General features: G+C 57.3%; 18 protein-coding genes. 9 read left to right on the top strand and 9 right to left on the bottom strand.

Annotation, left to right across the window (positions count from 1 at the left end; genetic code table 11):
• Nucleotides 1-218 precede the first annotated feature (218 nt).
• The 4 genes from bla to ACESMZ_RS08640 all read left to right on the top strand — a co-directional run bounded on the left by bla (nucleotide 219) and on the right by ACESMZ_RS08640 (nucleotide 3,502).
• Nucleotides 219-1,094 (top strand): class A beta-lactamase, encoded by an 876-nt coding sequence (bla, locus tag ACESMZ_RS08655; protein WP_372956762.1) that lies wholly within the window; start codon nucleotides 219-221, stop codon nucleotides 1,092-1,094.
• 98 nt (nucleotides 1,095-1,192) lie between these two features.
• On the top strand, nucleotides 1,193-1,603 hold the full coding sequence (locus ACESMZ_RS08650; protein WP_372972482.1) for a GFA family protein: 411 nt from the start codon (nucleotides 1,193-1,195) through the stop codon (nucleotides 1,601-1,603).
• A gap of 105 nt (nucleotides 1,604-1,708) precedes the next feature.
• Nucleotides 1,709-2,110 carry a GFA family protein gene (locus tag ACESMZ_RS08645; RefSeq protein WP_372956763.1) on the top strand — a complete coding sequence of 134 codons (402 nt, stop codon included), beginning with the start codon at nucleotides 1,709-1,711 and terminating at the stop codon, nucleotides 2,108-2,110.
• A 135-nt stretch (nucleotides 2,111-2,245) separates the two neighbouring features.
• Nucleotides 2,246-3,502, top strand: coding sequence for a serine hydrolase domain-containing protein (locus ACESMZ_RS08640; protein ID WP_372956764.1), 1,257 nt, complete (start codon nucleotides 2,246-2,248; stop codon nucleotides 3,500-3,502).
• 710 nt (nucleotides 3,503-4,212) lie between these two features.
• Here ACESMZ_RS08640 and ACESMZ_RS08635 read toward each other — a convergent pair.
• From ACESMZ_RS08635 to ACESMZ_RS08615, 5 genes are all read right to left on the bottom strand, one after another.
• Nucleotides 4,213-5,538 (bottom strand): DASH family cryptochrome, encoded by a 1,326-nt coding sequence (locus tag ACESMZ_RS08635; RefSeq protein ID WP_372956765.1) that lies wholly within the window; start codon nucleotides 5,536-5,538, stop codon nucleotides 4,213-4,215.
• A gap of 90 nt (nucleotides 5,539-5,628) precedes the next feature.
• The gene (locus tag ACESMZ_RS08630) at nucleotides 5,629-6,129 is read right to left on the bottom strand and encodes a glutathione peroxidase (RefSeq protein ID WP_372956873.1); all 501 of its coding nucleotides are present in this window, start codon (nucleotides 6,127-6,129) and stop codon (nucleotides 5,629-5,631) included.
• A gap of 180 nt (nucleotides 6,130-6,309) precedes the next feature.
• The gene (locus tag ACESMZ_RS08625; RefSeq protein ID WP_372956766.1) at nucleotides 6,310-6,750 is read right to left on the bottom strand and encodes a universal stress protein; all 441 of its coding nucleotides are present in this window, start codon (nucleotides 6,748-6,750) and stop codon (nucleotides 6,310-6,312) included.
• Between the two features lie 152 nt (nucleotides 6,751-6,902).
• Nucleotides 6,903-7,658 carry an FKBP-type peptidyl-prolyl cis-trans isomerase gene (locus ACESMZ_RS08620; protein WP_372956767.1) on the bottom strand — a complete coding sequence of 252 codons (756 nt, stop codon included), beginning with the start codon at nucleotides 7,656-7,658 and terminating at the stop codon, nucleotides 6,903-6,905.
• Between the two features lie 88 nt (nucleotides 7,659-7,746).
• Nucleotides 7,747-8,457 carry a hypothetical protein gene (locus tag ACESMZ_RS08615; RefSeq protein ID WP_372956768.1) on the bottom strand — a complete coding sequence of 237 codons (711 nt, stop codon included), beginning with the start codon at nucleotides 8,455-8,457 and terminating at the stop codon, nucleotides 7,747-7,749.
• A 609-nt stretch (nucleotides 8,458-9,066) separates the two neighbouring features.
• On the opposite strand from ACESMZ_RS08615, the gene ACESMZ_RS08610 reads away from it, so the two are divergent.
• The gene (locus ACESMZ_RS08610; RefSeq protein ID WP_372956769.1) at nucleotides 9,067-9,558 is read left to right on the top strand and encodes a VOC family protein; all 492 of its coding nucleotides are present in this window, start codon (nucleotides 9,067-9,069) and stop codon (nucleotides 9,556-9,558) included.
• Nucleotides 9,559-9,571: 13 nt separating this feature from the next.
• Here the strand turns inward: ACESMZ_RS08610 and mscL are convergent, their stop codons facing one another.
• The 3 genes from mscL to ACESMZ_RS08595 form a co-directional block, all read right to left on the bottom strand.
• On the bottom strand, nucleotides 9,572-9,973 hold the full coding sequence (mscL, locus tag ACESMZ_RS08605; RefSeq protein WP_372956770.1) for a large-conductance mechanosensitive channel protein MscL: 402 nt from the start codon (nucleotides 9,971-9,973) through the stop codon (nucleotides 9,572-9,574).
• A 226-nt stretch (nucleotides 9,974-10,199) separates the two neighbouring features.
• The gene (locus tag ACESMZ_RS08600) at nucleotides 10,200-10,919 is read right to left on the bottom strand and encodes a pseudouridine synthase (protein WP_372956771.1); all 720 of its coding nucleotides are present in this window, start codon (nucleotides 10,917-10,919) and stop codon (nucleotides 10,200-10,202) included.
• A 93-nt stretch (nucleotides 10,920-11,012) separates the two neighbouring features.
• Nucleotides 11,013-11,693 carry an ATP-binding protein gene (locus ACESMZ_RS08595; protein ID WP_372956772.1) on the bottom strand — a complete coding sequence of 227 codons (681 nt, stop codon included), beginning with the start codon at nucleotides 11,691-11,693 and terminating at the stop codon, nucleotides 11,013-11,015.
• 246 nt (nucleotides 11,694-11,939) lie between these two features.
• Here ACESMZ_RS08595 and ACESMZ_RS08590 point away from each other — a divergent pair, with 246 nt between their 5' ends.
• Together ACESMZ_RS08590 and ACESMZ_RS08585 are read left to right on the top strand one after the other, a co-directional pair.
• The gene (locus tag ACESMZ_RS08590; RefSeq protein WP_372956773.1) at nucleotides 11,940-13,616 is read left to right on the top strand and encodes a methyl-accepting chemotaxis protein; all 1,677 of its coding nucleotides are present in this window, start codon (nucleotides 11,940-11,942) and stop codon (nucleotides 13,614-13,616) included.
• 361 nt (nucleotides 13,617-13,977) lie between these two features.
• Nucleotides 13,978-14,535, top strand: coding sequence for a PEP-CTERM sorting domain-containing protein (locus ACESMZ_RS08585; RefSeq protein ID WP_372956774.1), 558 nt, complete (start codon nucleotides 13,978-13,980; stop codon nucleotides 14,533-14,535).
• Between the two features lie 99 nt (nucleotides 14,536-14,634).
• Here ACESMZ_RS08585 and ACESMZ_RS08580 read toward each other — a convergent pair whose 3' ends face one another.
• Nucleotides 14,635-15,969, bottom strand: coding sequence for an MFS transporter (locus ACESMZ_RS08580; protein ID WP_372956775.1), 1,335 nt, complete (start codon nucleotides 15,967-15,969; stop codon nucleotides 14,635-14,637).
• Nucleotides 15,970-16,149: 180 nt separating this feature from the next.
• Here ACESMZ_RS08580 and ACESMZ_RS08575 point away from each other — a divergent pair, with 180 nt between their 5' ends.
• A complete protein-coding gene (locus ACESMZ_RS08575; protein WP_372972481.1) occupies nucleotides 16,150-16,848 on the top strand; it encodes an SDR family oxidoreductase in 699 nt (232 codons plus the stop codon).
• 295 nt (nucleotides 16,849-17,143) lie between these two features.
• A complete protein-coding gene (locus tag ACESMZ_RS08570) occupies nucleotides 17,144-17,311 on the top strand; it encodes a hypothetical protein (protein ID WP_372956777.1) in 168 nt (55 codons plus the stop codon).
• Nucleotides 17,312-17,391: the final 80 nt, after the last annotated feature.

The following is a 17,391-nucleotide window of genomic DNA, read 5'->3' as shown; positions in this document are numbered from 1 at the left end:
GCATAGGATGACCACGGATAATGTTCCGCTGCGTCAACCATGCCGGCTTTCACCGGGTTTAGCTCTGTGAATAAATAAATCTGTCCCGGTTTTCATGTCCCGGTTTTCAATAAATAAATCTGTCCCGGTTTTCGAAGACCTCCAGCCCATTGACTGGTTTGCTGATTCGATTAACGATTCCTTTCCATTTTCTGAAACTGTGGATGATCTGACCTACCATGAACTGGGTTACTCGCTTGGCGGCCGGTTTCGCCCTGACATTATTCATTCCCACGGTATTGTCCGGCGAGAGGGCCGGTATTCTGGCTGCGGTAGAGCAGGCCGCCATCGAGTTAAACGCCCGTGTAGGTTTTGCGGCTTACGATACGGGCACCGGTCAGCGGTGGGAGTTGCAGGCGGATGAGCGCTTTCCGGTGGCCAGTACCTTCAAAACCCTGGCGTGCGGCGCGTTGCTGCGCCGGGTTGATCAGGGCGATGAGCGACTCGACAGTATGGTGAGCGTTTCCCGGGAAGACCTGGTCACCTATTCGCCGGTCACTAAAAAAGCGGCGGGCGGACGTGGGATGACGCTGGCCGAGCTTTGTGAAGCAACGCTGTCAACCAGTGACAATACCGCCGCGAATCTCATCCTGAAGACTTTGGGCGGGCCTGCGGAAGTCACGGCCTTCTCGCGGATTCTGGGGGACGAGGTTACCCGCCTTGATCGTTGGGAGACGGAGCTGAACGAGGCCACGCCAGGCGACCCCAGAGATACCACCACGCCGAATGCCATGGTGAACAACCTTTGGAGCCTGCTGTTCGGTGACGTGCTATCGCCAGCATCGAGAGATCAGTTGCGTGACTGGCTTGAAGGGAACAAGGTGGCAGATGGGCTTTTCCGGGCTGCTGTGCCGGATGGCTGGGTGGTTGCTGATCGCACGGGCGCCGGGGGTTACGGTGCGCGGTCCATAACGGCCGTGATGTGGCCGCCGGAACGCCGACCCATCATCGTGGCCTTGTACATTGCCGAGACGGACGCCTCGCTGCGTCAGCGTGATGAGGCGATCGCAGCAATCGGTGAGGCCCTCGTACTGCAATTTGCGACCGACCTGTGAGGGCCGGGTCTTCATTTGTGAGTGTCGTACGCCTGAATAAATAAATCTGTCTCGGTTTTCGCCAGTTTTCTGTTATACCGTACTGAAAGGGAGAACTGATGCTTCAAGGAAGTTGCCTGTGTGGCCTAGTCCAATATGAATACAGTGGCGAGCTCGGACCGATTGCAATGTGCCACTGCTCGCAGTGTCGTCGCGCTCAAGGTTCTGCATACGCTACCAACAGCCCCATTCGAGCGTCACAATTTCGCTTTGTTACTGGCCAGGAACTGGTAAAGGAGTTTGAGTTTACAGCAGGTAAGAAACGGGCATTTTGTTGGGAATGTGGCAGCCGCATCTACAGCAGGTTGGATTCAAAGCCTGATGCGTTGCGGCTGCGAATTGGTAGTCTGACAACACCGATCGAAGCCAAGCCCAGCTATCACATCTACGCCAACTCAGCTGCTGAATGGTACGAGTTCACGGATGGGCTGCCTCGATATGCCGAGCTTGAATATAGCCCGCTGGTATAACCAGTCGCGCAGGCTCGTTCCGGCCGTCGACCGGACGTCCCTGACGGGCCGAAGCTTCGCTCCTCGTAAGTGTGCGTCACCTGGAAAACATAGAAGGGGAACCCTATGACTAAGCATGCTGGTTCTTGCTTGTGCGGCACAGTGAGCTTTGAGGTCCATGGGGACTTCGACAGCTTTTTCCTGTGCCATTGTCGGTATTGCCAAAAAGATACGGGCTCTGCTCATGCGGCAAATTTATTTTCACAGTCAGCCAAACTGATTTGGCTGGCGGGTGTAGATGCCGTGACCTCCTTTAAGCTTCCAGGTACTCGTCACGAAAAAAGCTTTTGTCGATCGTGTGGTTCAGCATTACCAAGCACCCAACTTACAGGCCTGCTCGTTGTTCCCGCAGGGTGTTTGGATACTGAAGTCTCTGTATTGCCCACAGCGCACATCTTCACATCGAGCAGAGCGACTTGGGACAGGGCGATTGGTGACTTGCCGGAGTTCGAGGGGTTACCAGACTAGTCTAAAGTCACGTAAACATCGGCTTTTGGCGGACGCACGTACGAAGCCTGGACCGGGTGCCCAGACAAGATGGACCCGACATCCACTCCTGGCCTCTGGGCTTCTTATACAATAAACAAAAGAAGTACAAATCCTATGAAAAGATGGTTTGTTTCGATCATCATTCTGATCGTGCTGGCGTGCGGTGCTTTCTGGGCATTGGCTGACAAGGATATGCGTCGGCTGGTGCTGAATCTGCCAACGGATACCAACGTGCTTTTCTGGTCAACAGAGCAACGGGATGCGGTGTTCCGCGCCATGGACCGTTTGCCGTTCCTTTCGAAATCCCGCGTCATTCCAGCGGGTGATGACCCTTATCCGTTACCTGAGGGCGCCCCGCTTGAGCTGGATACCGATGTGGATGCATTTATGGAGAACCAGCGGGCGGCTGCGCTGGTAATCGTACACGACGGCGAGATACGCCTTGAGCGTTACGGCTTGGACTTCGGACCGGAAGGGCGCTGGACCAGTTTTTCCGTGGCCAAGTCCTTCACCTCGACACTGGTGGGCGCCGCCATCAAAGACGGGTATATCAAGAGCATTGAAGACAAGGTGTCGGACTACATTCCGGACCTCAGGGGGTCAGCCTATGACAATGTCACCATCAGGCAGTTGCTGACCATGACATCCGGGGTGCGATGGAATGAGGATTACTCAGACCCGCAATCCGATGTGGCGCTGTTCAATGCCCATGAACCGGACCCGGGTGTTGATGCCACGGTGAGCTACATGCGGCAGCTGGAAGCCGAAGCGCCGCCAGGTACGAAGTGGGTTTACAAGACCGGTGAGACCAACCTGATTGGCGTGCTGGTCAGCTCAGCCACCGGCAAGCGCCTGTCGGACTACCTGTCGGAGAAAGTCTGGAAACCATTTGGTATGGAGCAGGAGGCCAGCTGGATTCTGGGGTCCACCGGCCACGAAATCAGTGGCTGCTGCATCCAGGCATCTACACGCGACTTTGCACGTCTGGGCCTGTTTATTCTCGGCGGCGGCCTGGCCGATGGGGAAAAGGTTTTGCCCGAGGGCTGGATTGAAGAGGCCACCGGCAATCGCGCGGATACCACCCGGCAAGGATATGGCTATGGTTACCAATGGTGGACCCTCGACGATGGCGCGTATATGGCCAGGGGTATTTTTGGCCAGGGAATTTTCATCGACCCCGAACGGCGACTGGTCATTGCGTCCAATGGCAATTGGCCACAGGCATCGGGTCGCCGGGGCGGCAACCAGGATGAGGAACGGTTGGCCTTTTACCGGAATGTACAGTTGGTGATTGACCGCGAGCAAAGTACCTATCAGTCATCGGGCCTATCCACGGATATTACGCGTTCACCCGAGTTGACGGAAAATTGAGACGGTATGCGCTGAGCAGGCCCCCTCCTGCCCGTACTGGCCGGGTTCCGGGGCGCCGCCCTTCCTTCTTGGTGCGTTAGCGAACAGACCAGACGGCGCCAGGGGCCTATGCTTCGTGTTGATGAGGTGATGGAAGACCGGATACAGGAAGTTGCATCAGGCGCTGCAGGGATGTGGCGCAACCCGAATTACAGATCAGCACGCGTAGGAGCCACGAATGAATAACATCGTTTATATAGTTGGCGCCGTGGTTATTGTTTTGGCGATTCTTTCCTTTCTCGGTTTTCGCTAGGCCGTCGAAACTTGTTCACGACAGTCAAGGCTCGACCCGAGCGCTGTGACTGGAAAACAGGGGTAGGCGAGGGCATGGAGCCTTGTGCCAGGCAACGTGCACGGGTATCCGTCAGCGTCGATTCTGGCGCTTGTCGGCTGGTGCCAATGGCGCCTTGTCTGCGCGCCAGGGCATGCCGTCACAGGTCGGGTAGTTCTTGCACCCGGGCAGGCACCCCCTGCAGGGCAGGCGATGGGGAGTTGACGGCGAGCTGGACGGGGATTTTTGAGTCACGGAAGACCTGCTGCATGGATTTCTAACAGTCTACGCTTAAATGGCCCCGGCGGATGCCCCTGCGCTTGAAATTATTGATTGGCACCGAGCGAGCAGACGTGTCGCTGCGGGCAGATCGCAGTGGGACCGCATGTTTTCGCTGTTTTTACCCAATGGGCCAGTCGGCGGCGTCGACGGTATGCAGACCCACAGGCTGTGAAGACTTGCCCTGCCAGCGATCCACGTAAGTGCCCTCAGGATCATACTGTTGCGCCTGCTTCTCCAGGTTGAAGTGGCGCAGTCCCCGGGGATCGGCACCGACACCCGCCAGATACTGCCAGTTGCCATAGTTGCTGGCGACATCGTAGTCCACCAGTTGCTGTTCAAACCATGCGGCACCAAAGCGCCAGTCGAGCTCCAGTTCGTTGACCAGGCAACTGGCCACCAGCTGGCGGGCTCGGTTGCTGATGTATCCGGTCAGGCGCAGCTGGTTCATGGCGGCGTTGACGATCGGGTATTGGGTGTTGCCCTCGCACCAGGCCTTGAACCGGTGACCGTAGAAGGTCACAGGCCGGCGTTTTCCCTGCACACCATCGCGGCGGAAAAGTCGGTCACCGTGCTTGAGGGCATACCAGTAGAAGTATTCCCGCCAGAGCAATTCGAACCAGAGCCAGTAGGTGGATTCATTGCGCGTGTGTTGGCGTTCGTACTGTTGGATGGCAGCGGCAACTTCCCGTGCCGACAGGCTGCCATTAGCGAGCCAGGGCGAGAACTTTGATGACGAATCCCAGTCGTCCAGGGTGTTGCGGGTCTCCTTGTAGCGGGCAATATGATGATGCTGGAACAGGAAGGCCTGCAACCGGGCCAGGCCTGCCTCTTCGCCGCCGGTAAAGGGCAGGGCGCAGTCCGGTTTCCGGATGGCTGGACATCGGCCTCGGTTGTCATCGGGAAAACCCGGTGGAGGCGGCAGCGCGCTGACCGTCCGAATTCGCAAGGTGTCTCCCGTCTCACCGTTATGTTCTTCCACCTGCTTGCGGAACTGCGAGAAGGTATCTGGCAGCTCCGTAAGCGCCATGGGTAGCTGGCCCTCGGTGAACAACCCCAGGGTTTCAAATTGCTGGAAGGTCACGTCTGGCAGGGCGGTTTTCAGTGCCTGCCATTGTGCCGCCTCTTCGGTGCCGGGCAACCGCGACCGAACCACCCTCTGGATGCCGTGTTCCCGGGCAAGGGATGGCAGCACGGTATCCGGGGCGCCCCAGGCGATGTGAAGACGCTGCCCCATGGGCCGAAGGCTGCGCTCCAGTGCTGTCAGGCTTTGCCACAGGAAGCGCCAGCGATGTTCACCCATGGGCCGGCATTGCAACTGCCGATTAACGAACCACGCCGGGTCCACCACGTACACGCAAAGCAGCATATCCGATCGGGCGGCCGCCAGCAGGGCGGCGTTGTCGTGTAAACGCAGGTCGCGGGTAAACCAGTAAAGCGTGCGCAACGCACCCTCCTCAGCGTAAATTACGGGGCATGGGTTGGTACGCCAGCCGGTCTGAAAGGGATCTGACTCGCTGCTTGAACAACCGGTCAGTTAAAGTGCTGATTCAACAGCGTGGATAAGTGCGGGGTCTTCCGGGTCGACCTTGCTGGGGAAGGAGCTGACCACACTTCCCTGGGCGTCGATCACGTACTTGGTGAAATTCCAGCGTGGTGGTTCACTTTGCTCATTAATTTCCCGGAACACCGGGTTGGCATCAGGGCCGGTCACCGGCCCTGGCGCGATCATGGTAAAGGTTACCCCAAAGTTCCTGAAACAGATGTCAGCCGCTTCTTCCTCAGAATCAGCTTCCTGTCGAAAGTCGTCGCTGGCAAACCCCACAACCACAAGCCCGTCATCGGCATAACGTTGGTGCACCTTCTCCAGTCCTTCGAACTGGCCCGTGTAGCCACAGTAACTTGCCGTGTTGACGACCAGCATTGGTTTGCCGGCGGCAATATCACACAGGTTGATGGTTTCGGAGGAGTGGAGCCTGCGCTGCTCGTGGTCGAGGAACGTGGGACAGTCCTCGGCTTTGACTGGCAATGCGAACATTGATGCAGCGAGAACTATTGTAGTGGCAAATTTCAGTCCCGGAGGGTTCATCATCGCCTGTCTGCTCATTATCGATCCGCTCAACGACTGGGCTGACCGTGTTTCCTCGAACGTCCTGCAGGGAAGCTCCATGTTCCGGAGTCACCCTGCCGGAATCAAAGACAATATCAGCAGACTCTGTCAGTCAGACACGATAGTAACGATGCCTGGGGCGTGACGGATGACTTTCTCACTGACACTGCCAAGAGTCAGGGAACGCAGTGCTGAATGGCCCCGCTTCCCCATAACCAGGTGAGTACCCGGGTTCTGTTCCATATACTCGACGACCTGGTGTCCCGGATCACCTTTAAGCAGGATTTCTTCGCTGACCTCGACAATTCCGCCCAGGCCTTCTTCAGCGGTATCAAACATCTTGCGGCCGTAGGCATGTTGCTCTTCCTCAAGGTCGCTGGGCCAGACCCCGCTGATAATCAGCCGTTCTGCCTTGGATCCCGGGAAGACAGTCAATAACTTCAGGGGTTGACCAGTGGCTTTCGCCAACTCGCCCGCGAATTTTGCGGCATGGGAAGAGTGCTTTGATCCATCACAGGCGACCACGATGGTCGAGGTAACATTGGGCATTTTTACTTCTCCGTGGCGTTGAGTTCAATTTAAAACTAGCACCCATGTGGGCTGCTGGCGAGTTGAACATGGCCATGAACAAGTCATGTCTTCGATAAAGAAGACCCGGCGGAGAAAAGCGGTAAGGAGCGCTTGCGATGCCAACCGAGTTTTCAGCTGTTGGCTTTACTGATATCGAGTAGCTCTACCTCAAATATCAGCGTGGCATTGGGTCCAACGTACTCGCCAGCTCCCTTTTCCCCATAGGCAATATGGGCCGGGATGTACAATTCCCACTTTGAACCCTCAGACATCATGGTGAGAGCCTCTGTCCAGCCCGGAATAAGCTGTTTGACCTTCACCTGGTATGGTTCGTTACGTTGATGGGTACTGTCGAATTCCGTGCCATCGACAAACATGCCACGGTAATGGACGATAACCTCATCCTCTTCGGTAGGGGTATAATTTCCTGTACCTTCGGTGATTACCTTGTACTGCAGCCCGCTCTCGGTCACCACGACGCCATCCCTCTTGGCATTCTCGGTCAGGAATTCCTCACCTTCCTTCTGGTTCTTCTCGGCAACAACGGCTTGCTCTGCTTCTTTTCTTTCGGCATGAATCCGCTGGAATACCTCCAGAGTTGCGGCTACTTCGCCGGACGACATTTTCTTCTCTCCGCCCCTGAAAACGGCGTCCATGGCTTCGGCCATTAAAGCAACATTGAGCTCCAGGCCCTCTGTCTTGAATTTTTCAGCCAGATCATAGCCATAGGCATAACTGAAACGATCCTTCAGGTCTTCGAAATTGGCCTGTTTATCCTCGGTGGCCGTAGGTTCGCTGGTGCTTTCCGGCAGGGACTGTTCACTGTAGGCACCAGCAGACAATGCGGCCAGGAGAATAATCGCTCCGGCATTTGAACAAAATCTCATATAGATTCCTTATCAGACTGGATGCAGCACACCTGAAAACCCCAATCCGGAATGGATTGGGGTTTCTAACACCGATAACCCGAGGCGATTAGTTGTTAACCAGCCAGCGGGCAGCGTATTCACGCATTACTTCCCCGACTTCACCACCAGTTCCACCAATTGGCGCGAAGTGGGTGCCTGAAGTGAGTTCCTGAGTGTAACGGGTTGAATTGTTGCGACAGTTGCGACCGTTGGACGGCAGGGCCGGAGCGAGCACGTCACCGGTACTAAAGATACAGACAACGTCTACATCACTGGCTACCGGACGATCGATACGGGTCGTGAAGACAGTGTCAGGCTGAACCGCGATAACGCAGTCTGCATCCAGACGGTTGGCAGCGTTGAACGAGCCGCCGCCACCCTGGGAATGGCCGGAGGTACAGACTTTCGGGTCGGAACCAACGACATCGCTGTAGCGGCTCTTGGCCTGATTGACCGCGCTTTCCACATCGCGGCCGTTACCAGACTGGGTGGTCGTGGCGGCGGCCACCAGGATGCACTGTTCGGCAACGGACTCCAGAAGGCCGCTGTAGCTTCCTACCGTACCGCCGGTGCCGTTACCCCAGCCAAGAATGTTGTAGTTACCGCTGCCGCCGCTCGGGACAAAGAACCGGGCACCCGAGCCCCGTTCTTCGTCGACGCTGCAATCGCTACCACCAATACCACCGCCACCGGCAGCGAGAGCGGACCCCGACATGATCAGCCCTGACGCGAGGGCTGCGAAGACACTTGCGAACTTCGTTTTATTTGACAGTTTCATAAAAACCTCTTGTTATAAGTTTTCTCAAAGATTACGGTTTGCTTTCTTGAAGTTAAGGATTCAATTTACAGCTATGAAACCTGTGGACATCAGCCTGCGGGAAAGCCTGAGCCAGCCTTCCCGGCAGGTTCCGAAGCAGTGTAGAAGTCAGGGTTTTTGCTTACTATCACGCGAAACTCACAAAAATGCGTTTATTGGAAGCTCAAATAGGCGGGATATGCGCAAGTTGACAAACTAGTGTGGTAGCAAACTGGTAGGCATTGTTTGTAGTTATTAAATCGGCATTTATATAACTTTCTATATGCTTTATAAGCGGACGTAAAAGGTCCGTGGCCAGTAAGGTATGGGCAAAAGCGTTTTCGTTGCCAGGAAATATTTTCCTGATCGTAATTTATTATCCAGAATTGATGGCAACCGGGTGCGGCTTTAACCGGATGCTCATATGTCATAAATCCGCGACAGATCCTTTCAATTAAAAGTCGTGTATTTTTAGCGAGTCTTTACGGGAGTGGTTTACCTCATTATTAAAACATGGTGTCGAACGCAGCCCCCGGTATTCGACCTGGTAGTAGACGTAACGACCCACGACAGCCGTGAAGGAGATATGCCATGACACCCGCTGCGAGAAACCTCGTCTGCCTCTGGTACGACGGCGCCGCCGAGGAAGCCGCTCGGTTCTATGCCGATACATTTCCGGATACCCATGTGTACGCGGTACACCGTGCGCCGGGGGATTATCCCTCCGGTAAAACCGGGGACGTGATTACCGTGGAGTTCGCCGTTATGGGAATTCCCTGTCTCGGGCTCAACGGCGGGCCCGGTGTCAGGCCCAATGAGGCGTTTTCCTTTCAGGTGGCCACCTGCGACCAGGCCGAGACAGACCGCTACTGGAATGCCATTGTCAGTCATGGTGGCCAGGAAAGTGACTGTGGCTGGTGCAGGGACAAATGGGGCATATCCTGGCAGATTACACCACGGATCCTGATGCAGGCCATTACCCACCCGGACCCGGCCACGGCCAAACGGGCCTTTGATGCGATGTTGACGATGCAGAAAATCGACATCGCAAGGATCGAGGCCGCGATTGGCGGTGATGTTTGAGGGCAGGGCAGAGTCACTTTGGCCTGAGCAGGTCCCTGATTTCCATCAGTAACTGCTCTTGGGCAGACGGCGCAGGGGGAGCGGCCGGTGTTTCGGCCTCTTTCCTGCGCATGCTGTTCAGGGCCTTCACTGCCATGAACACGGCGAAAGCAACGATGATGAAATCAAACACTGACTGCAGGAAAACCCCATAGCGCAGTGTGACCGCTTCAACCCCTTCCTCGGCGGCTTTGAGGGTGATCACCAGGTTGGTGAAATCCACTCCACCGATCAGCAGGCCGATAGGAGGCATCAACACATCCGCCACGAACGATGAAACGATCTTGCCGAAAGCAACCCCGATGATGATTCCTACGGCCATGTCGACGACATTGCCCTTTACCGCAAACTCCCTGAACTCTTTCATTATGCTCATAGCGCGTGGCTCCTTGAACATACATTCTGTTGGGCCCTCTATACTGTCTGGGCACGCCTTACTCGGCGTCTGACAAGTGTAGTGGATATACAGGAAAAAGGAGCTGAAACCATACGTCAGGCTTGCGGAAGGGGCTCCTCAGTGGCCCCCACACTGGTCCGGAAAAGACCATTGGTGTGGACCAGAACGGTGCTAGCCGGCTTTCTGCCCTACCTTCGGTTGAAGGTTAACCCCGACCGGCGGCGTCTTTAGCGCGGAGGGAACGGATCTCGGCCTGTGTGAGGCTCCGGTATGCACCCGGTGGCAGATCTTCCGGCAATGCAATGTCACCAATACGTTCACGGTGCAAGCGGGTGACCCGGTTGCCAACTGCATGGAACATCCGTTTCACTTGGTGATAGCGGCCTTCGAACAGGGTCAGCCTCACTTCGCAAGGGCCCAGTGGCTCCAGGGTGGCGGGTGAGGTTGTCAGTTGCTCATAGGCAAACCAGATGCCATCGGCGAATCGTTGTGCGGTCCCGGGGCCAATGGGGTAGGCGGTTGTAACCCGGTAAACCTTGGGCACCTTGATTCGGGGTTCGGTCACGCATCGCGACCAGCGGCCGTCATTGGTAAGGATCATCAGTCCGGTGGTGGCGCGGTCGAGGCGCCCGGCAATATGCAGGTCATCGCGTAATTCTGCAGGCAGCAGGTCCATGACGGTGGGGTGCACGGTATCGTGGGTAGCGCTCAGGTATCCGGCCGGCTTGTTCAGCATCACGTACCGGGCCACAGCACCTTGCTGAATGATTCTCCCGCCAGCGATTACACACTGAAAGCGGGAAATCTCCGCTGCGCTGTCGGTACAGGGTTGGCCATCCACCAGAACCCTTCCTGCAGCAATGCTCCGATTGGCCTGCTTGCGGCTAATACCGTTCTCATTGCTGAGAATTCTCGAGAGTTTCATGGTGGCACCGGGTCAGGCGAAGGAGGGCAATAATAGCAAAGCAGGCTGGTTTATCACGTTCGCTCTGTGGGTCCGGAATCATGCCGGCGACGTTCAGGTGGTCCGGCAGGCGTTGATAAGTGCTGCAAGGCTACGGTCCGTCCTTTCATCCGCCGGCAGGTCCACAAAGCGAACACTACGCTGCTCAAGGCCGTCTTTCAGGCGTTGGTAGACCTCCCGGCTGATATACAGCGAATCATTCCGGCCACGGTTGATCAGCCGGTGCCGGGTGGTGTCGTCCGGCACTTCGATATAGGCGTAAAGATCACTGGTGGGCAGCAACGAAGCCACCTTCGCCAGGGTTGGCAGGGTCAGGCCATTGAGGGTGAAGGTGCCAACACGATGGGTCAGGCCTTCGTCCAGCAGCAGGATGTCATCACTGTCACTCTGTTGTGCGAGGGTGTGGATGACATAGTCCCGGAACAGCAGGTTCAGCCGGGACTGCAACCGGTCGTAACGGGTGACTTCCCCAAGGATCAGGGCAATGGCTTCCAGCAATGCCGGGTCCTCGCTGAGGTTGCCGCCGAGCCACTCGCCGGTCTTGTTGGTAATGTAATCTTCCAGGTAGGGGCTCTCCAGCAGGAACTCCGGCATCCATCGGAAAAGTCGCCCCCGGCTCAGTTCGCGCTTGAAGAAGTGACTCCGGCTGATAATGTTACTGGATTGCCGGTAGATTTTTCGGGCCAGGGTCGTCTTCCCGGTTCCGGGCCGGCCCACCAGTTCAATAACTTCCATTGGTATAACGCTTGTCCCTTGTCATGGTGAGCGCTGCTTCCGTCCGGTAGCAGCTGATCATGATTATTCTATGGAGTCATAACCCGAAACGCTGCATGCCGCTTGATAAGGTTTTGTAACCTGCCGGCCATGTTCCGCAGCATGGGAGGAGAGGGGGACACCAGGCGGTCTGTAACAAACTGGAACAGCGAAGTCGCTCCCATTGCCGGATAATTCGAGAACTGAATGAATTCCGGAGCTGTTCCAATGAAATTTTTGAGTCATCTGACGATCCGCACGCGCCTGCTGATGGGCGTTCTTGTACCGGTACTGATTACGGCAGCAACCATCGCCTGGATCACGGTCAGCCAGATAAAGGCAAACGGGGAGGAGGAGCTCATCCGGCTGGAAAACAGCCTCCTGGAGTCCCGCAAGGCTGGCCTGGTGAACCTGGTGGATGCCGCTCGGGCGGTAGTGCTGGAGGCAAAGGAGGATCCGGCATTTTCAGAGAAGGAAGCGAAGGAAGCAGCGCTCAATCGTCTCCGGGCTATCCGTTTCGACAGAACCAACTACGTCTTCGCTTACGACCGGGATATCCGCAACCTGGCCTACGCCCCGGACCCGTCGAAAGAAGGCCCCACCACGGACCCGACATTGAAGGGGCTGGTAACTGATCTTTTCGACGCGGCGGAGAATAATGGCTATTACCAGTATGACTGGGTAAACCCCGCTTCGGGCAAGGATGAGCCCAAACTCTCCTATTCGACCATTATTCCTGACTGGGACTGGATGATCGGGGCCGGTGTTTACATTACCGATATTCAGCGTGAGTTGGCGGCTGCCCGGGAAGAGATCGAGGCGAGTATTTCGTCGGCGCTGGGCTTCATCGTGCTGGTGACCGCGGTGGTTGTGGCTATCGCGTTGTTGATTGGCATCCTGGTGGGCCGTACTGTGACCGGTCCGCTGAAGGGCGTCAGCAACATGATGCAGGAAATAGCCGATGGTGACGGGGACCTGCGTCAGCGCCTGCCGGATGAAGGCAGTGATGAGCTTGCCGAGCTGGGACGCCGGTTCAACGCGTTTGTCGTCAAGATCCAGAACACGATGCGGGAAGTGGGTACGACCACTGACCAGGTCGCATCGGCTGCGGAAGAGCTGAGCCAGGTGGCGAACGAAACGAGGGCGTCGGTGCAGGAGCAGGGCTCGGAAACCGACCAGATTGCGTCGGCTATCAATGAAATGGCGGCGACCATCCAGCAAATCTCAGGTAACGCCAACGAGGTTGAGAGTGCCGCTTCTGATGCTGATCGCATGGCTAAGGAAGGGGGTGAAACCATCGGCAGTGCCCAGGGGGCAGTGAACCGGCTCTCTGGCGAGATTGCGGAAAGTGCCCGCGCGATCGACGCGCTGGCGGAGAAGACCAACGATATCCAGCAGGTACTGGATGTTATCCACGCGGTGACCGAACAGACCAACCTGCTGGCCCTCAATGCGGCTATCGAAGCGGCCCGGGCCGGTGAGCACGGCCGTGGCTTTTCGGTAGTGGCGGACGAAGTTCGTCAGCTTGCGCGGCGCAGTGCCGAATCGGCTGACCAGATCCGGGAAATGATCGATGGCTTCGTATCCGAGTCCCGCGCCGCGGTGGAACGGATGGGTAATTCGCGGAAGAGTTCTGACGAGACGGTGGAACGGATCGACCATGCTACCCGCGCGCTCACAACCATTGTAACGTCTGTGGGTCAGATTCATGATCAGGTTACCCAGATCGCTACGGCGGCTGAACAGCAGAGCCAGGTCGCCGAAGAGATCAACCAGAACGTGGTGCGCATCGTGGATGCCGCCCAGCGGAGTGATACCGGGGTTACCCAGACCAACGAGGCCAGCCATGAGCTGGCGCGCCTGGGTGAGAACCTCCGTGACCTGGTCGGTCAGTTCAAGGTCTGACCGGTAGTGTTCCGCACCGGTGATGATTCGACGCGGAATACGGTCAGGCCAGTCCCGGAAGATGGGTTACCGCCAGAGCTGTAACCCATCTATACAGATTTTAGCGTCAAGGGATTTAACGCGGTCTCCGGTAAGTACCGGAATCACCGCGTGTTTGGCGTCGATATATTTAACGGTTTCATAGCAGCTACCACCCAAGTGCCCGATATGCCGTGCCCGCGCAAACTGGCATGGTTCTCGCCTCCAGAGGGTCAGGAAAGGATGCCTGTGTTCAAACTCTATAACACGAAGGCCCATAGGCGCCGGAAGCCCTCAGAAGGCTTCCGCACCGCAGGAAGCGATGGACTTTCAGGAGGTTTCTATGAACTTCAAGAAGACTGCACTGGCCAGCGCTACCTTGCTGGCAACCTTCTCACTTTCAGTCCAGGCTGCACCGATTACCGGCGACGTCGGTTTCGGAGGTACATACACCCCGCTTGATGGGGAAGGCGGCTCCGAGGTCAGCCTGGGCGACGCCACCTACATCGATGTTGAAGGCAACGAGGCTGTTGTCACCTCTGGCGGCACCGGTGATCTCGCAGCCCTCACCGAGTTCGATACCATTGTTGACTATCAGGGCTTTGTGGTGGGTGATGCCCCGGAAGGTGCGCTCTGGGCAGGGGAAGGCTTCAGCTTCGAGCTGTCCGACATGAACGTGGTGGAACAGAATGATGTCGTTCTTGGCCTCTCCGGTGAAGGCATCATGAGTGCCGAAGGATTTGACGATACCCCCTATCTCTGGAGTTTCTCTGCGGACGCCGCCGGTGATGCCGAGTTCGCATTCTCGTCCACCACAACGGACGTTCCGGAACCCGGTACCCTGAGTCTGATCGGTCTGGGGCTGGTTGGTCTGGGGGCCGCAAGACGCCTCCGGCGCTGATTGCAACCGGCGATATATGAAACAGGCAAGCCCTGTTTGATCCGAAACGCCCGGCACCATGCCGGGCGTTTTCCGTTCCGGCATGTCGGAAGCCGGCGTTCAGGGCGGTGTGGCAGCCGGACTGTCAGGTTTTTCACGATGCTCTATTGGTTGGTCATCGACATCGTCTTCGGACGATTCGCGGTTGTCTTCCTCTGCGGACGCTTCGAATTCCGGGTTCCTGGGGTCAAGCTCTGACAGGCCCAGGGCCGCTTCCGGGGTGGTGGTGTAATACTCTTCCTGTTGTCCGACCGTCGGGTGGCGCCGCTTGGGACCCATCACCATGAACAGGGCAAGCCCGACGAGCATCAGCGTATTGCTGACGAACAGGCCACTGGGCCCGAGCAGGTCCATGAACAAGGCGCTTACCAGCGGCCCGATAATGCTCCCCAGGCCATAGCTCAGCAGCAATGCGGTGCTGGCTGCCGTGATCTGGTGGCTTTCCATCAGGTCATTGGTGATGGCTACGGCAATGGGATAAATGGCCGCACTGATCCCCATATACAGTCCCACGCAGAGTACCAGTGCGATCATGCTGGCGTTGCCTATGAGGGCTGCCGCCAGGCTGCAGATGGCGGCAACCACCGCCGCCACCAGCATGACCCGGTAACGGTCAAAGTGATCACACAAACGGCCCACGGGCCAGGCAAGGATCATGGCAGCTACGATCGCCGACACCATGAAATTGGACAGTTGCTTCAGGTCCAGGCCGATTCTGTCAGCATATACCGGCCCCATGGCATAGAATGCGCTGATCAGCAGCCCCGCCACGAGGGCCCCCAGCGTGCCGGAGGGGGACTTCCGGTATAGGCTGCCGAGCGATAGCCGGTCTTCACGGGATATGGTGGGTGAAGTGCGACTGGTCAGCGAGAGGGGAGTCAATGCAAGGACAACCAGAATGGTTGCCAGCGAGAAGGGAATAAACCCCGCGGGGTCAGCTACCCGGATCAGCACCTGACCGCCGGCCGTCGAGAGAAAGAATATGATCTGATAGATGGCAAACAGGCTGGCCCGGTTGCGGTTATCCGCCTTGCTGCTGAACCAGCTTTCCATGACGATCATCAGGCCGGCCATCACAAAACCGCCCAGGGCCCGCAGGAATCCCCACAGCCAGGTATCGACCGCCATCGGATAGATCAGGGTGGATGCTGCCAGCACCGCGGCAAATACCGCGAAGGCACGGATATGGCCGACCTTGTCAATAATACGCCCCGCGTAGAGGGTGCCGGCGACAAAGCCAATGGAATAGAAAGCCAGGATCCAGCCAATTGTGCCGGGGTCGAAGTTCTCCATACTCAGCCTGAGGCCAAGCAGGGTCATCAGGTACGCATTGCCGACAATCAGCAGGATGATACTGAGTATCAGGGAAGACAGGCTGGTAATGGTTCGCCGCATCGATCTTACCCCCGGTTGGTTGGGTGGCCCGTTGGAAAATCGGCTCAGGCTTTCCGTGGTCTGTGGGGACAACATAGCGGAAAAAAAGGGGCAGGGTGATCGGGGACAGCTTTACTGGACGTATGGGGCGTTAGCGTCAAAGCTTGACACTGACATTCACATGATCAAGGGAGATACCCCATGGCAGATTCCAACGATCCTGTCCTGCTGATTACCGGCGCTTCTTCGGGCATCGGTGCCGAAACCGCCCGGGCTGCCGCGGCCGATGGCTACCGGCTGATGCTGGCAGCCCGTTCGGAAGACAAGCTCAAGGCCCTGCAACAGGAGCTGGGCGGTGAAGGGCGTGTCGCCGTCACGGCTTGCGACGTGCAGTCGATAAGCGACCAGAAGGCCATGGTAGACAAGGCCATGGCCGCTCTCGGGCGAATCGACGCCGTGTTTGCCAATGCAGGCCGGGGTGGGGAGCCGGGTGGCTTCAGTGGCGCGGATCCGGACGTGTGGAAGGACATGATTCTGACCAATATTCTGGGCGTGGGCATTACCCTGCAAGTGTGCATGCCGGCATTGAAAGAATCCCGGGGACATATCCTGATCACCGGTTCTGCCGCCGGCCGCGTTACCATTCCCGGCTCTATGTACAGTGCCACCAAGTGGGCGGTATCGGCCATTGGCTACGGCGTGCGGGAGGAAATCCGTGGCAGCGGGGTCCGCGTGACCCTGATCGAGCCAGGAATGGTGGATACGCCGTTTTTCGACGAACGCCCGGACAACGCACTGGAACCGGCCGACATCGCCCGTGCTGTGACCTACGCCCTGGCCCAGCCCGCCCATGTGGATGTGAACGAGATTCTGGTTCGTCCCACGCCCGCCATAAAGTAATACCCGCCGTTACCCCATCGACGGGGCGGACCGGCCATCGCCGCCTGCCCCGTTCTTCACCGCACGTTTTCTGGCCTGTCTTGCTCGTAAGGGTGATTTGCGCATCCGTAATATGAGACCTATAGTAATTTCGACTCACAAACCCGGTGCGACGGGGTCTGATGAAGCGACCGGCATCAGTGCCCCCAGGTCCCGGTTGTGGCCGTCAATGTGAATGCAGTACGTCCGGCCCCGGCCCGGGGCTAACGGGCGATATTCAGGAAGAACCACGAATACAACAACAAGGGATAACTGCATGTTCAACTCCAACCCGAATCCGTATCCGCGACTGCGCGCCATGTCCGCAATGGTTCTGACACCGTTACTGCTTCTGGGTGGTTGTGGTGATGATGGCTCGTCCTCTGACTCACAGGAGACACAGACCGGCACCTTCACCGACAGCCCGGTGTCCGGCCTGGCTTAGGAGGGGGATGCCGGCTCCGGCGGACACACAGACGGCCAGGGGCAGTTTCAGTACCGTGAGGGCGAGACACTGGCCTTTGC

Origin of the sequence: Marinobacter sp., from assembly GCF_041690615.1 — a bacterium.
Lineage (GTDB): Bacteria > Pseudomonadota > Gammaproteobacteria > Pseudomonadales > Oleiphilaceae > Marinobacter.
This window is presented reverse-complemented; position numbering and strand designations above follow the sequence as displayed.

Coding starts and splice junctions, on each gene's coding strand:
- bla (WP_372956762.1), top strand. CDS start 219: ATGAACTGGGTTACTCGCTTGGCGGCCGGTTTCGCCCTGACATTATTC.
- ACESMZ_RS08650 (WP_372972482.1), top strand. CDS start 1,193: ATGCTTCAAGGAAGTTGCCTGTGTGGCCTAGTCCAATATGAATACAGT.
- ACESMZ_RS08645 (WP_372956763.1), top strand. CDS start 1,709: ATGACTAAGCATGCTGGTTCTTGCTTGTGCGGCACAGTGAGCTTTGAG.
- ACESMZ_RS08640 (WP_372956764.1), top strand. CDS start 2,246: ATGAAAAGATGGTTTGTTTCGATCATCATTCTGATCGTGCTGGCGTGC.
- ACESMZ_RS08630 (WP_372956873.1), bottom strand. CDS start 6,129: ATGTTCGCATTGCCAGTCAAAGCCGAGGACTGTCCCACGTTCCTCGAC.
- ACESMZ_RS08625 (WP_372956766.1), bottom strand. CDS start 6,750: ATGCCCAATGTTACCTCGACCATCGTGGTCGCCTGTGATGGATCAAAG.
- ACESMZ_RS08620 (WP_372956767.1), bottom strand. CDS start 7,658: ATGAGATTTTGTTCAAATGCCGGAGCGATTATTCTCCTGGCCGCATTG.
- ACESMZ_RS08615 (WP_372956768.1), bottom strand. CDS start 8,457: ATGAAACTGTCAAATAAAACGAAGTTCGCAAGTGTCTTCGCAGCCCTC.
- ACESMZ_RS08610 (WP_372956769.1), top strand. CDS start 9,067: ATGACACCCGCTGCGAGAAACCTCGTCTGCCTCTGGTACGACGGCGCC.
- mscL (WP_372956770.1), bottom strand. CDS start 9,973: ATGAGCATAATGAAAGAGTTCAGGGAGTTTGCGGTAAAGGGCAATGTC.
- ACESMZ_RS08600 (WP_372956771.1), bottom strand. CDS start 10,919: ATGAAACTCTCGAGAATTCTCAGCAATGAGAACGGTATTAGCCGCAAG.
- ACESMZ_RS08595 (WP_372956772.1), bottom strand. CDS start 11,693: ATGGAAGTTATTGAACTGGTGGGCCGGCCCGGAACCGGGAAGACGACC.
- ACESMZ_RS08590 (WP_372956773.1), top strand. CDS start 11,940: ATGAAATTTTTGAGTCATCTGACGATCCGCACGCGCCTGCTGATGGGC.
- ACESMZ_RS08585 (WP_372956774.1), top strand. CDS start 13,978: ATGAACTTCAAGAAGACTGCACTGGCCAGCGCTACCTTGCTGGCAACC.
- ACESMZ_RS08580 (WP_372956775.1), bottom strand. CDS start 15,969: ATGCGGCGAACCATTACCAGCCTGTCTTCCCTGATACTCAGTATCATC.
- ACESMZ_RS08575 (WP_372972481.1), top strand. CDS start 16,150: ATGGCAGATTCCAACGATCCTGTCCTGCTGATTACCGGCGCTTCTTCG.
- ACESMZ_RS08570 (WP_372956777.1), top strand. CDS start 17,144: ATGTTCAACTCCAACCCGAATCCGTATCCGCGACTGCGCGCCATGTCC.